Annotated in this window: 13 protein-coding genes; 8 read left to right on the forward strand and 5 right to left on the reverse strand. The window is 44.3% G+C overall.

What is annotated here, in order from left to right; genetic code table 11:
• Positions 1–243 precede the first annotated feature (243 nt).
• From CE058_RS02755 to CE058_RS02770, 4 genes are all read right to left on the reverse strand, one after another.
• Entirely contained in the window at positions 244–1476 is a 1233-nt protein-coding gene (locus CE058_RS02755) for an aminopeptidase (protein ID WP_095244380.1), read from the reverse strand.
• A 137-nt stretch (positions 1477–1613) separates the two neighbouring features.
• Positions 1614–2894, reverse strand: coding sequence for an MDR family MFS transporter (locus CE058_RS02760; protein ID WP_163140144.1), 1281 nt, complete (start codon positions 2892–2894; stop codon positions 1614–1616).
• A 117-nt stretch (positions 2895–3011) separates the two neighbouring features.
• On the reverse strand, positions 3012–4325 hold the full coding sequence (locus CE058_RS02765; RefSeq protein WP_163140145.1) for a short-chain fatty acid transporter: 1314 nt from the start codon (positions 4323–4325) through the stop codon (positions 3012–3014).
• 99 nt (positions 4326–4424) lie between these two features.
• Positions 4425–6518, reverse strand: a complete 2094-nt coding sequence (locus CE058_RS02770) for a DNA topoisomerase III (RefSeq protein WP_163140147.1) — start codon at positions 6516–6518, stop codon at positions 4425–4427.
• A 201-nt stretch (positions 6519–6719) separates the two neighbouring features.
• On the opposite strand from CE058_RS02770, the gene CE058_RS02775 reads away from it, so the two are divergent.
• Positions 6720–7568, forward strand: a complete 849-nt coding sequence (locus CE058_RS02775; RefSeq protein WP_163140149.1) for an STAS domain-containing protein — start codon at positions 6720–6722, stop codon at positions 7566–7568.
• Positions 7569–8023: 455 nt separating this feature from the next.
• Positions 8024–9517 carry a histidine ammonia-lyase gene (gene hutH / locus CE058_RS02780; RefSeq protein WP_204260504.1) on the forward strand — a complete coding sequence of 498 codons (1494 nt, stop codon included), beginning with the start codon at positions 8024–8026 and terminating at the stop codon, positions 9515–9517.
• A 189-nt stretch (positions 9518–9706) separates the two neighbouring features.
• Here hutH and CE058_RS02785 read toward each other — a convergent pair whose 3' ends face one another.
• Positions 9707–9934, reverse strand: a complete 228-nt coding sequence (locus CE058_RS02785; RefSeq protein WP_227888954.1) for a hypothetical protein — start codon at positions 9932–9934, stop codon at positions 9707–9709.
• 123 nt (positions 9935–10057) lie between these two features.
• On the opposite strand from CE058_RS02785, the gene CE058_RS02795 reads away from it, so the two are divergent.
• The 6 genes from CE058_RS02795 to motB all read left to right on the forward strand — a co-directional run bounded on the left by CE058_RS02795 (position 10058) and on the right by motB (position 13844).
• Entirely contained in the window at positions 10058–10645 is a 588-nt protein-coding gene (locus CE058_RS02795) for a peroxiredoxin (RefSeq protein WP_396021335.1), read from the forward strand.
• A gap of 101 nt (positions 10646–10746) precedes the next feature.
• Positions 10747–11121 carry a DnaJ family domain-containing protein gene (locus tag CE058_RS02800; RefSeq protein WP_048011973.1) on the forward strand — a complete coding sequence of 125 codons (375 nt, stop codon included), beginning with the start codon at positions 10747–10749 and terminating at the stop codon, positions 11119–11121.
• Positions 11122–11152: 31 nt separating this feature from the next.
• Positions 11153–11614 carry an STAS domain-containing protein gene (locus tag CE058_RS02805; protein ID WP_048011974.1) on the forward strand — a complete coding sequence of 154 codons (462 nt, stop codon included), beginning with the start codon at positions 11153–11155 and terminating at the stop codon, positions 11612–11614.
• A 140-nt stretch (positions 11615–11754) separates the two neighbouring features.
• Entirely contained in the window at positions 11755–12129 is a 375-nt protein-coding gene (locus CE058_RS02810) for a hypothetical protein (RefSeq protein WP_163140153.1), read from the forward strand.
• 130 nt (positions 12130–12259) lie between these two features.
• Entirely contained in the window at positions 12260–13054 is a 795-nt protein-coding gene (motA, locus tag CE058_RS02815; protein ID WP_048011976.1) for a flagellar motor stator protein MotA, read from the forward strand.
• The gene (gene motB / locus CE058_RS02820) at positions 13047–13844 is read left to right on the forward strand and encodes a flagellar motor protein MotB (RefSeq protein WP_163140155.1); all 798 of its coding nucleotides are present in this window, start codon (positions 13047–13049) and stop codon (positions 13842–13844) included. Before motA ends, motB begins: the two co-directional genes overlap by 8 nt.
• Positions 13845–14197: the final 353 nt, after the last annotated feature.

Genomic DNA, 14197 nt, shown 5'->3' on the forward strand with positions numbered 1-14197 from the left:
GTCTTATGCCTGTCGTCCCTGGGCAGTCGCCTTCACATTTCGAGCAATCCTCCCCAAAAGGCAAAGAACGCCTTTCCGGGAGGACCGTCTTGTGCTTGAGGCCCACAGGACAGGGAATGCTTCGTCAGCAAAACATCGCACGACCGAAAGCGACAGCTTTTGGGAGGATGTGGGTCATGCAGACGTTGCCACAGGACGTGGCGTTCTTAGTCTGCGTTCCTTCGTGGGCAAGGCGCCTCCGGTTTAAAATGCCCAATCACCTTTTCTGAATACAGGTTCAGCGCTGCCGTCTTCAGTGATTCCGTCGATATCCATTTCAGCGGAACCGATCATGAAATCAACATGTGTTAAGCTTTCGTTCAAGCCGTTTTCACCCAGTTCTTCACTGGACATTTTCTTGCCGCCTTCAATACAGAATGCATACGCACTGCCGATGGCAAGGTGGTTTGAAGCGTTTTCATCAAATAAAGTATTATAGAAAAGCAGATTGGACTTGGAAATTGGCGAGTTGAAAGGAACCAGTGCCACTTCACCAAGATAGTGGGAGCCTTCATCTGTCTCAACCAGCTGCTTAAGGATTTCTTCTCCTTCTTCAGCTTTCACATCTACAATCCGGCCGTTTTCAAATGTCAGGCTGAAGTTATCGATGATGTTTCCGCCATAGCTTAACGGCTTTGTGCTGGAAACTGTACCGTTCACACCTGTCTTGTATGGTACTGTGAACACTTCTTCAGTCGGCATGTTTGCCATGAATTCGTGTCCCTGTTCATTCACACTGCCTGCCCCGACCCATAAATGGCCTTTTGGAAGCTCGATTGTCAGGTCTGTGCCTGGAGCTTTATAATGAAGCTTCTGATAACGCTTGCTGTTTAAATAATCCACTTTTTCATGAAGTGTTTCGTCATGCTTTTTCCAGGCTTCAACCGGGTTATCCAAGTCAGCACGAGTGGCTTTGAAAATAGCGTCCCAAAGCATTTCCACTCTGGATTCCTCCGGAGCTTCAGGAAATACCATGTTTGCCCATGCCTGAGATGGAGCTGCTATAACTGTCCAGCTCACTTTATCAGACTGGATGAATTTGCGGTATTTTGCAAGCGCCTGTCCGGCTGCTTTCTGGAAACTTGCGATTCGCTCTGATTTCACGCCTTTCAGCAAATCAGGGCTTGCGGAAACGATTGACATGAATGCCGCACCCTTTTCAGCTAAATCTTCGACTTCCTTCGCACGCCATTCCGGGTATTCCGAGAAAGACTCATCCGGTGCCAAATCGTACTTTGTGCGTGTGACCGCATCATCGCTCCAGTTCACAACAACGTTATGAGCTCCTGCTTCATATGCCTTTTTCACAATAGTGCGAACCAGTTCAGCTGAATCAAGTGTTGTGTTAATAACCAGCGTCTGCCCCTTTTGTACATTTACGCCGACCTTCACTGCAAGCTCTGCGTATTTCTCTAAATTCGTTTGAAATTGACTCATTATGTATTCTCCTTTTGTCAGAATCTTCATTTTCATTGTAGCTGTTCTGTCCTGAAAAAGAAACCTATTGAACTGAAAATCATGCTGCAGAACTTCCGGGCTCCATCTCCGGGCGGAGACATAATTAAAAAGGAATCTTAGACAGATTCCTTTTTTGCATGAAATGCTTTATTCCTTTCAGGCAAAGCAAACATCAGCCAATACAAAAACGCACTTATAACAGCCAGCAGCGCCAGTATAAAGAATGTCCAGTCATAACCGATCCAGACTGTAAGCGGTATAGAGATAGGTGCAATGGTTTTTCCGACTGTAAATCGAAGGGAGGCAGCTGCAAAGTACTGACCTCGCATATGATCGGGAGCAATCTTTGATACAAAACTCTGCTGGAGGCCAGCTGTCATTAATTCTCCCATAGTGAAAACGGCCATTGCCAGAATTAATCCCCATATCCATTGAGTTTGTCCAAACATGATGATGGCTGCCGCATACGTAAGAGATGATAAGATAAAGACATTCCTTTCCTTGTACTTTATCATCATTTTGGTGACAGCCACGGTAAATAAGGCGACAAGGAAGCCATTCTCGGACAGCAGAATGCCAAAAGCCTGTTCCCCCTGAACGGTAAAGGACCAGTCCATCCATTTAAAAAGCTGCTGGTTATGAATCACTTCGTTTGTATAGACAGGTATTAACAGATCAAGCTGCATAAAAGTCTGTGCAGCCAAAACACCTGCTATGATAAAAAGGAGAAAGGTCCTGTCCCTGAAGATAATGCCATAATCTTTGGTCTGCTTTATTAAAACATGATGCCATTTACTGTTTTCACTTGATCCATGTATCTGCGGGGGTAAAGTTTCCCTTGTCCATCGGAAAAGGATGAAAGCTAACAGAATACAGATAATGCCTGCGGCCATAAGAAGCTGAAAACGGTAATGGACATAGAAAATGGCTCCTAAAATGGGACCCACCACAACCGCAATATTAATAGAAGTGTAAAAAATAGCAAATACCTGGCTTCTGTCTTTTTCCTTCACCACATCGGCAACCATTGCCTGGCTTGCCGGCCAATAAAATGAGCCAAATATTCCCACAAAAGCAAAGCAGATAAAACCAAGCACGGGAGAATCCAGCCAGGGTGAACTGGCAAATCCAAAAATCATAAATGAAAGTCCCTGACCGAAAGCAGAAAGAACCATCATTTTTTTGCGACCAAAGCGGTCAGCTGTATAACCGCCCATTAAGTTGGCAAGCACGGAGAATACCTGAGAAAAAATGAGCAATAAACCAGCCTTGTCTTTTCCGAATTCATCCGCGAAATAAATCGTTAAAAACGGGAAGAACATCCAGAATGTAATATTCATAAGCGCTTCCCCAAATAATCTTACTTTTAGATTCTTATCCCAATCTTTTAATTTCATGCTGCGTCCCCATCTTCAATCTCAGAATAACGCTATCATACTACCAAATTTAGAAGAAACACAAGAAGACTTTTTGTTCAAAAAAGCCAAACCTTGATTAAGGTTTGGCTTTTCATATCAATAGACAAAAAACATCAAAACAGTGGTAACAATGCCCACCCATATGGCCAGCAATGCACAGTAGCCCATAATATGACGAATATGAAGGCCGACTACACTTAAAATAGGAAGTGCCCAGAAAGGCTGGATCAGGTTCGTCCAGGCATCTCCCCAGCCTACAGCCATAGCGGTAATGGCGGGATCCACACCCAGCTGCAGCCCGGCAGGAACTTGAAGCGGCCCCTGCAAAGCCCACTGCCCGCCGCCTGAAGGGGCAAGAATATTGACGATTCCAGCTGCCCAATAGGTGAAAATATCAAAGGTATCTTTACTTGCTATGGACGCCATTCCATTGATTATAGACTCTGCTAACCCGGAGCTGCCAAGAACGGCGATGATTCCGGCGTAAAACGGAAATTGCAGAATGATAGGGGATATGGCAGAACCCGCTTCTTTAAAGGCATTTGCGTACTGTACAAGCGATTTGTGAAGGATGAGCCCTATGGATAGAAAGGTAATATTGATAATATTTAAATCAAGGTCACGCCCGTTTATGAACTCGAAAATGACATAGATTAAACCGATTAATCCGGTAACGATGCCGAGAAAAGGTGTTCTTTCAAGCTTTCCGGCAGGAGATTTTAAAACTTCCTGCTGTTCAGCTTCCTGCTTAGGTGCCTTAGGGGGAACGTATGAGATAATGCCTTTTTTTGGTGCCATCAGCACAATGAAAATGGGCATAGTAATAACAAGAGCAATTAAAATAGCAATCGTCCCAGGATGGAAAATGGTCTCCGAAGTGGGGATGACGCCAACCACCTCCTCCAGAAAATGCCCCTTGGTCGCAACAGTCAAACCGATTGAACTCGACAAGCCGGCTGTATATAGAGCAGTAGGTGCATAGGCTGCAGCCACTAATAGCGGGAAGTGTGCGTTCTGATTTCTTTTTCCAACTTCACGGGCAATAATGGCGCCAACGACAACAGCAAGGCCCCAGTTAATATAATAAGCAGCAGAAGAAACGAGAAAAGTCAGTACGTAGGCCTGGTTGGCTGTCTTTGCTTTGGAGGAAAGCTTTTCAAGTATACGCTGTACAGAAGGAACAGAAGCAAGCGCCATGCCTGTCATCAAGAGAAGCACCATTTGCATGGTAAAAGCAAGGTATACCCAGAATCCGTCACCAAATGATTTAAACAGCTGGGCAGGTTCAGAAGGCTTCATGAAAAATCCGGCTATGAATACAAACAGAGTCATTAGTACAGCAATGACAAAGGCGTCAGGGAGATACCTTTCCACAAGCTTGGAGAAACGGTCTGCCATTCTGGTTAACATCCTGTCACTCTCCTTTCAGTATTAGTACATGCTATGGAGAGGACAAGCTGTGTATGCCAGTTCATATAGAAAAGCCCCGGCAGCAGCCAGGGCTATACATTAATCTTTATCTTCCATTGCGGCCTTCAGCAAATCACCAAGGCTTGTTCCAAAGGACTCTTCCTTCTGGGTATATTTCTGAACAAGTTTTCGTTCTTCGCGTTTGTTGACTGCTTTCTTTTTGTCCTGGGCTTTCTCCACTACATTGCATGGGCGGCACTGGAAGTAGGCGCCTGCCTTGCCCTGGTGGATCTCCATTTTTTTGCGGCACTGAGGGCAGCGGCGGTTTGAAAGCTTTGGATCCTTCCGCTTTCGGAAACTGCAATCAAGGTTGGAGCAGACAAGTATTTTCCCGTCCTTTGTATTCCTTTCTTTCAGGAAGGAATCGCATTCCGGACATTTTGAACCGGTGAGATTATGGGCACGGTACGATTTATCGCTCTTTTTTATTTCTGAAACCAGAGATTGAGTCTGCTTGCGGATGTTCTGCAGAAATACTTTTGGATCTGCTTTTCCGCGTGCGATTTTCTCCAGCTCCTGCTCCCATTTGGCTGTCAGTTCCGGTGATTTCAGATCTTCATTCACCAGGTCCATCAGCTGTTTGCCCTTTTTAGTCGGAAACAGGCGTCCATTTTGCCTTTCAAGGGCTTCAGTCTCAAGAAGCCGTTCAATGATTTCCGCTCTTGTCGCAGGTGTTCCCAGGCTGTATTTTTCCATCTGGGTCAAAATGTCAGCTTCTGAATAGCGAAGAGGCGGTTCAGTGAGCTTTGCAGCGGATTCGGCATTTTGCAGTGTAAAGCTCTGTCCTTTCGAAATGTTCTTCAGGCTCTGTTTTCCTGTCTCTTCTTCAGTATCCCGTTCAACCTTGCGATAACCGAGGTCGATAACGGCCGTTTCCCTGGCTGTGAATGTTTCACCGTTAACATCAATAGCAGCATGGACGGTTTCATACTTATATGGGTTATGAAAAATGGCCAAAAATCTGCGCAGAATCATTTCGTACAGCTTGCGCTCATCAGGTGACAAATCACCGAGATGCACACGTTCTTCAGTCGGAATAATCGCATGGTGATCGGTAACCTTTTCATTATTAAAAACTCTTTTTGCCAGGACCCTGCCCTGATTCGCAAGGATTGGCTTCACTTCATCCTTATAGGAAGCAGCGATTCCATGAAGGCGATCCATCATGGTTGCTTCCATATCCTTCGTCAAATAGCGTGAGTCTGTCCGCGGATAGGTGACAAGCTTATGCTGCTCATAAAGCTTCTGCAGCACATTCGACGTTTTCTTGGCAGAGAAGCCAAAACGTTTATTCGCATCACGCTGCAGCTCCGTCAAATCATAAGGAAGCGGCTGCGGCTCTGTTTTTTCCTTCCTGTTTATGGACTGGATAACCGCCTTTTGCCCCTTTACTTTGGAAAGGACTCCATCAGCTGTTTCTCTAGCGAAAATGCGCTTTTCACCATTTTTCTCCCAGTCAGCCTGCAGGGGGCCAATGTTGGCGCGAATCGTCCAGTATTCTTTTGGAACAAATTGCTGAATCACTTTTTCCCTTTCCATAACGAGCGCCAGAGTCGGTGTCTGCACCCGGCCTGCGGATAGGGGATCCTTGTATTTAGTCGTCAGAGCCCTTGTGACATTCAGCCCGATGAGCCAATCCGCCTCTGCCCGGCACACAGCGGATTCATACAGATCTTCAAATTGTTTTCCGGGTTTAAGGTTTTGAAAACCGTCACGGATAGCACGGTCCGTTACAGAGGATATCCATAAGCGCTTGATTGTCTTGCGCCAGCGGATTTTCTCCAATATCCAGCGAGCGACAAGCTCCCCTTCACGGCCAGCATCTGTCGCAATGATTATTTCCTTAACATCCTTCCGCTTTGCCAGGTTTTCAATGGCTTTATACTGGTGGCTGGTCTGCTTCATCACCTTCAGGCCCATTTGGTCAGGAATAATCGGCAGATCCTCCAGGTTCCAGTTTTTATATTTGCTGTCATAATGCTCTGGCATCTTTAATTCGATTAAGTGGCCAAGAGCCCAAGTGACGATATATTTATCGCCTTCCATATAGCTTTTATGAGATTGCCGGCATCCCAGTACCCTTGCGATTTCACGGGCAACACTGGGCTTTTCAGCAAGAACAAGTGATTTCATAATGACTCCTTTCAAATCCATTCAGTTCCTTTTGTATCCTAACTAAGTATAGCGGAAAATCATTTATATTTGTAATGGAAGAGGTTATTGTGGACAAAATGATATAGCTGCCATCTAAGCTGTATCGCTTTTCAATAGTCCTGATTCATTCTACAATGAACTTAACAGTTTGTTTACAATTAGAAAGACAAGGTGAAAATAATGAATCAAAAGAATCAGCGCTTACTTGATTACATTCAGGAAAACTCGATAAACATTACAGACATGTGGCTGTCCTTAAGGGAGAAACAGAAGGGCTCCATTTATTCTGCGGATGCAGACCCAGCTTATGAACAGCTCCTGAGAGAACAGAATGCTTTTACCAACCGTACCGTTTCATCCGCTTTACTTGATGACGAAGCAGTGTTTATTGAAAATATGGAGGAGTGGGCCAGGACTGTAGCTGAAAGCAGAGTGGACACGAGCACTCCCATTTTTCAAGTGCTTGGTGCTTTAAGCACTGTAAGAGAAACCTATTGGCATTTTGTTGAAAAATTCATTAAAGAAAACCAGTCAGAAGTAACAACAGATGATGTATTAATATGGAGCAAGACCATTAATAGGGCTTTCGATAAACTGATCAACAAATTTTCGGAAAAGTATTATGAGCTGACCACAAGAAGGCTTGTTGCCCAGCAAAGTCTGATCAATGAACTTGGCACTCCAGTCATTCCTGTTAAAGATGACACAGCTGTTCTGCCGCTTATCGGCGATATTGACACCGAGCGTGCGCAAATCCTGCTGGAGGAAATTCCGAAAAAATGTGCAAAAGAAAATATTGAGCATTTATTTATTGATTTATCTGGTGTAGCCATTATCGATACGATGGTTGCCCATCAAATATTCTCTTTAACGACAGCTCTCAAGCTATTAGGGGTCAAATCCACCATTTCCGGCATCAGCCCTGAGGTTGCCCAGACTTCCATTCAGCTCGGCCTGGATTTCACGGGTATTGAAACATATGGAAAACTAAAACATGCTTTAAGAAGACAAGGTGAAAACTTAAAATAGAAAGAAGAGCGAAAAGCCGGCAGAACTGCCGGCTATTTATCGCAGTCTAACGGGCAGTAAGACCCCCACTTCAAGACTCAGANNNACTAACAATCAGTGGGGATAAGGAACATCCCCACTGATTGAAGTTTCACTTTATATGGATATAATAAAATACGCTTTACTGTGTTACCATTCTAACAATCTAACTTGTTAAATAATGGGAATTTATTGTTGACATCCCTCCAATAGGAACATAAAATTAATTATATTCAGAAAATATAACAAAAATAGGCTGTGATAAAGATGAGACATCTGACAACAGATAGTGCAAATAATCTTCTAAAAAAGGCTGTATTTCAAACCTGTGTTTGAGATACAGCCTTTTCTTTATCTCGCTAATGTACCGGGGAGGATATAAAATGGAAAAATTGACAGAATCGATGATGACTTTTACTCACGGGGAGGAGAACAGGGTGGTTACTTTAAATGGAAATACTCTTACTTTGTCTGAAGTCAAACGAGTTCTTTTTGAAGGAGTAAAGGCTGTGGCATCAGAAGAAAGCATGCTTCGTGTAAAAAACAGCCATGAAGCCGTAAAGAGAATTGTAAGTGAAGAAAAAGTCATATACGGAATAAATACTGGCTTTGGAAAATTCAGCGATGTAAGAATTGACCAGGGAGATGTCGAGGATCTTCAGCTGAATTTAATCCGTTCGCATGCCTGCGGAGTAGGGGAGCCGTTCCCTGAGTCTGTCTCAAGAGCAATGCTTCTTTTAAGAGCAAATGCCTTATTGAAAGGATTCTCAGGCGTTCGTCCGGTCGTGATCGAAACTCTTTTAGCACTTGTGAATAAAAGTATCCATCCTGTCATTCCGCAGCAGGGCTCTCTTGGAGCAAGCGGAGATTTGGCTCCTTTATCCCACCTGGCATTAGTATTAATGGGAGAAGGGGAAGTATTTTACAAGGGGGAAAGGAAGCCTGCGCTTGAAGTGCTTGTTCAGGAAGGAATAGAACCTGTAACCTTACAGGCGAAGGAAGGGCTTGCCCTCATTAACGGCACGCAGGCGATGACGGCGATGGGAGTGATTGGTTATCTGGAAGCGGAAAAAATCGCTTATCAAAGTGAGCTGATCGCAGCACTTACAATGGAGGGATTGAACGGCATAATTGATGCGTTTGATGAGAACATCCATCAGGCAAGAGGGTATCAGCAGCAGGTGGATACAGCCAGAAGAATAAGGGAATACCTGTCAGGCAGCAGCCTGATTACAAGACAGGGGGAAATCCGGGTGCAGGACGCCTATTCCATCCGCTGCATTCCGCAGGTGCATGGAGCATCCTGGCAGGCTCTTGACTATGTAAAAGAAAAGCTTGAAATCGAAATGAATGGAGCCACAGATAATCCGCTTATTTTTGAAAATGGGGAAAGCGTCATATCAGGCGGAAACTTTCATGGGCAGCCGATCGCTCTTGCAATGGACTTCATGAAAATCGCGGTAGCGGAACTGGCCAATATTTCAGAGCGCCGTATTGAAAGGCTTGTTAACCCGCAGCTGAGTGATTTGCCGCCATTTTTAAGCCCGGAGCCTGGACTGCAGTCTGGTGCGATGATTCTTCAATATGTAGCAGCATCCCTTGTTTCGGAAAATAAGACACTCGCCCATCCGGCAAGTGTGGATTCGATTCCTTCATCAGGGAACCAGGAAGACCATGTGAGCATGGGAACTATCGGATCGAGACATGCTTACCAGATTATCCAAAATGTCAATAAAGTACTGGCAATTGAAGTGATTTGCGCACTGCAGGCAGCAGAATTCCGGGGTTCTGATAAAATGGCTGATAAAACAAAACGCTTTTATGAAGAAGCTAGAAAAGTGGTGCCTTCCATCAGAAAAGACCGCGTATTTTCAAAGGATATTGAAGCATGCGCAGCCTGGCTGAAAGATGTTGAAATAGACGCAATATAAAGTGAAACTTCCATCAGTGGGGGTGTCCTTATCCCCACTGATTGATAGTTGAGGCGTACAGGAAGTGGTCACCAAGACGTTGCCACAGGACGTAGCATTCTTTGTCTTTGTCCTTATTTTCGGACCTTTACGGGCAGTTAGACTGCGATAAACAGGAGGGGCCTGAATGTTATTCAGGCCCCTGACTTTTTAATCTTTGGCTCTTTCCTCAAGTTCCTTGGCTTCATCTTCTTCAAAGCGGTTTTTAAACGCTTCCTGTGTCACAATAAATTCCTCATCTTCCTGTGCCTCAGTTGTATGGCGCTCAACCATTGTGTGTTCAGGAAATTCCCCCGGGTGATGCTTTTTTTTATGATTAAAATGGACTCCGCGTGACATAATCAGGCTCCTTTCATTGTTGAATTTGCATTCTTCCACTATTTTTCCCTCCGGCATCAGGAGTATGTACGGCTGGGTCAATCAATATTTTCCGTTCAATTTTGCTCTTGTTCGCATAAGTATATAGAGCAAAGACGAAACAGAAAAGGAGGGGGGACAGCCGTGATTGATCCGAATACTTCCGTGTTCTGTGCGGGACGGGGAGACCGTGCGCCAGTTTTTATTGCCGATGCTGTCATTGATCACCAAATAAAAAAAGTCAATCTGGAGAACTATATTGGAAAATGGGTGCTGCTGTTTTTTTATCCAAGTGATTTTACATTTGTCTGACCGACAGAATTGGCGGCGGTCGCCGCTGTGAACCCTTATTTAAAAGCTTTAAACTGCGAAGTCATGTCCATCAGTACGGACAGTGTATATGCACATAAAGTATTTAAGGAAACATCTCCGTCATTAAAAAACGTGAATTATCCAATGGTCAGCGACCGGACACATCAAATAAGCAGAGCTTATAGGGTATTGGATGAAAAGTCAGGAGCGGCCATAAGGGCGTCCGTTTTTATCGATCCCAATGGCATTATCGCGGCTAAGCTCATTTATCCTGGAGAAGTCGGGAGAAATCTGCATGAACATGTCAGAATCATGCAGGGAATACAATATGCACAGCAGACAGGGAAGGGTGTGCCGGCAAACTGGCAGCCCGGCCAGCAAGGGATTAACAAGGATCCAAACTTAATAGGTAAAATCTAAAAGGAGGAGGCGCAAGCTTTCTCTTCTATATACATAATTACTTTAATATGCAGTGCCGAAAATATATAATAAGTACATAATGAAGTGGAGGGGGAGCTTGAGTGGACTTTTTTTCTATACTTTCTGAAGATCGCATAAAAAAAGCTTACAAGGACGGCGAGTTTGATAATCTGCCGGGATATGGGAAACCGCTGCCGCCAGATGATCTGTCTTCCGTCCCTGAGAACTTGCGCATGGCCTATCGCATCATGAAGAATGCCGGATTCACTGATGAAGAAAACCAGGTGAAAAAGGAAATGATGACGATTGAAGACCTGATGAAGAAATGTGAGGATCAGGAAGAAAAGAAGGCACTGCAGAAGAAACTAAACGAAAAGCTGCTCCGCTATAACAGCATGATGTCGAAAAGAAGACAAAACACCAACTCATCCCTTTTCAAAAACTACGAAGAAAAAATAAACAATAAATTATTCTAATGAATTAGATGATTGGAATTGAGGAGAACACATGAATAAAGATGAATATATAAAGGTCCTTGAAAAAAGAGTCGAGGAATATGAGGCAGCGATAGCGGATATGACGGCACCCATAATTCCATCAATCATTCCCCAGACGATTCTTGTGCCAATTACAGGGTTGCTCATGGCTGAAAGATTCGAAAAAATTACGGCTAAGATCCTGAAACATATTAGAGACCATGATACAGAGTTTGCTATTATAGATTTTACCGATATTACGGTCGACCGCTTAGATCAGATGTGCCTGTCAGAGCTTGGGGAGCAAATCCGCAACCTGACTGATTCCATTAACCTCATGGGAGTTAAGCCTTACTTTGTCGGAATGACCCCGCAGCTAATAAAAGAAATCATTTTATCCGGCATCGAATTAAATGCTGAAACACATGCCAACTTCCAGGCAGCTTTAAAGCATTTAATGAAAATAAACAATCTTGTCTTTCAAAAAATCTAAATTCTAAAAGACCCCTCTCCTGAAAAGGACGGGGGTTTTTTACTTATACAGGCACATTTTCTTTCCAATTGGGGATTTGTCCATGCGAAAACCTCCTCTGGCACATATTCTATAGTATCCATGAGAAAGGAGGTAGACATATGTCGAGAGATTGGAGAAGAAGATTCGAGATTAATGCAGATGAAGTAGAAATCAAAGCCGAAAGAGTTATTGTAAAAGAAGATGATGATCGCCGCCGTGATGATGTGCGTGGAGCGGAAGACCGCCGCAGGAAGCACCGCCGAGATGACGATGTAGCTGGAATAGAGGACAATCGCAGAAGACATTGCGGCTGTGGAAGAGACAGTGTGGGCGGAGCAGAAGATGACCGCCGAAAACACCGCCGTGACAATGTACGCGGTGCAGGTGACTTATGGTATAACAGGGACTTAGCCGGATCTAACAGAGGCTGCAGATGCCGCCGTGATGACGATGACCGCAAAAGAAGAGGTTTCTGCGGATGCCGCTGGATCTAATATAATGAAAACAAAGGCAGGGGAAGCACCTCTGCCTTTTATATATGAAAATTTTCCTAAAGAACTGTAAAAATCATCCGAAATTATTAATAGAAGGTTTTAGTGATTTTACATAGAAGGTGTGGCATGCATGGATAAAACAACGATTATTGGAGTTATATTAGGTATCATAGCAGTTGGAGTCGGAATGGTTTTTAAAGGGGTTTCCCCGTCTGTTCTAATTAACCCTGCCGCAATTCTGATCATTATTCTGGGAACTGCCGCAGCTGTGGCCATTGCATTTCCAACGAATGAAATCAAGCGTGTACCCAAGCTTTTTGGCATTTTATTTAAAGAAGAAAAGCTGATGAACCCCCCTGAAATGATTAAGATGTTTTCGGATTGGGCTCAGCTGGCAAGAAAAGAAGGATTGCTTGCCCTGGAAGTCAAGACAAGCGAAGTGGAAGATGCTTTTTTAAGAAGCGGCTTATCTCTCGCTGTTGATGGGCAAAGTGCCGATTATATTCGAGATGTATTAAGTGAAGAAATCGAAGCAATGGAAGAAAGGCACCAGGCTGGAGCGCAAATTTTCAGCCAGGCAGGCACGTATGCGCCATCCCTTGGAGTATTGGGAGCCGTTATTGGATTGATTGCAGCACTAGGAAATATGGACGACACCACCACATTGGGACATGCTATAAGTGCGGCATTCGTAGCGACTTTACTGGGGATATTCACCGGTTATGTGTTCTGGCATCCGTTTGCCAATAAGCTAAAGAGAAAGTCAAAGCAGGAAGCAAAAATTAAAAGCATGATGATTGAAGGAATTCTTTCTATTTTAGAAGGGGAAGCACCGCGGGTAATCGAGCAAAAGCTTGCTTCCTATCTTCCTGCAGGAGAACGCCGTAAATTCCTTGAAGAAAGCAGCGTGGCAAAGGATGAGTAGGCGGAAAAAGAAGCAGCATCATGAAGATCATGTAGATGAATCCTGGCTATTGCCGTATGCTGATTTATTAACTCTGCTTCTCGCCCTGTTCATTGTTCTCTTCGCCATGAGTTCAGTGGATGCCCAGAAGTTTCAGAAGCTGTCAAAGGCATTCAATGATGTCTTTTCAGGGGGAACGGGCGTCTTTGAATTCCCAAGTCCAATGCCGGAAGGACAAATGCAATCCACGGATGCAGTGTCGGAAAAACCAAGCAAGGATCTTGAGGAAATGGCAGCGCTGGATGAATTGGAAAAAGAAAAATTGAAGCAGGCTGCCGATCAGGAAGAACTGGCAGAGCTGCAGCAAAGAGTCAATGCCTTTATTGAAAATCAAAACCTGGCTGACAAACTGGAAACCTCCTTAACCACGGAAGGATTGCTCGTTTCAATCAGGGATAATGTCCTGTTCGGATCAGGAAGTGCAGAGGTCCGTGAGCAGGATTTAAATATGGCAGGTGAAATTGCACAGCTTCTCATCATGGACCCGCCAAGAAATATCATCATCAGCGGCCATACAGACAATGTCCCGATCCGCAATTCGAACTTCGAGTCCAATTGGGAGCTCAGTGTGATGCGCGCTGTCAACTTTATGAAAATCATCCTGAAGAATGACCAGCTGGATCCGAAATGGTTCAGTGCAAAAGGCTTTGGGGAATTCCAGCCGGTTGCCGTAAATGACACGAAAGAAGGCAGGGCGAAGAACAGAAGGGTAGAGATTTTAATATTGCCAAGAACGGGGAATCAGCCTTAGGGGGCTGGTTTCTTTTTTATAAGAAATAAAAAAAGGCTGTCAGCCAGCCGCTTTCCCGGGATCATTCATTTGCTTCCTGTTCAGTGCCGTCCGGTTTGCACATGCGGTCGACCATTACACCAAATAGAAATACACAGGCGATTGGAATGGAAAAATTCAAAATATGAACAATGGTCATCATCGAACCTCCCAAAATATATTAATTACATTATATGCCAACGTTCACAAAAAAGACAAATAATTTTCAGAAAATACACATAATTAATATTGACTAAAAGAAAAGAGCCGCAAATGGGCTCTTTATCGCAGTCTAACGGGCAGTAAGACCCCCGCTTCAAGACTTAGAGGAATCA

This window comes from Bacillus sp. 22-7 (genome assembly GCF_010628845.1).
Classification (GTDB): Bacteria; Bacillota; Bacilli; order Bacillales; family Cytobacillaceae; genus Cytobacillus; species Cytobacillus firmus_B.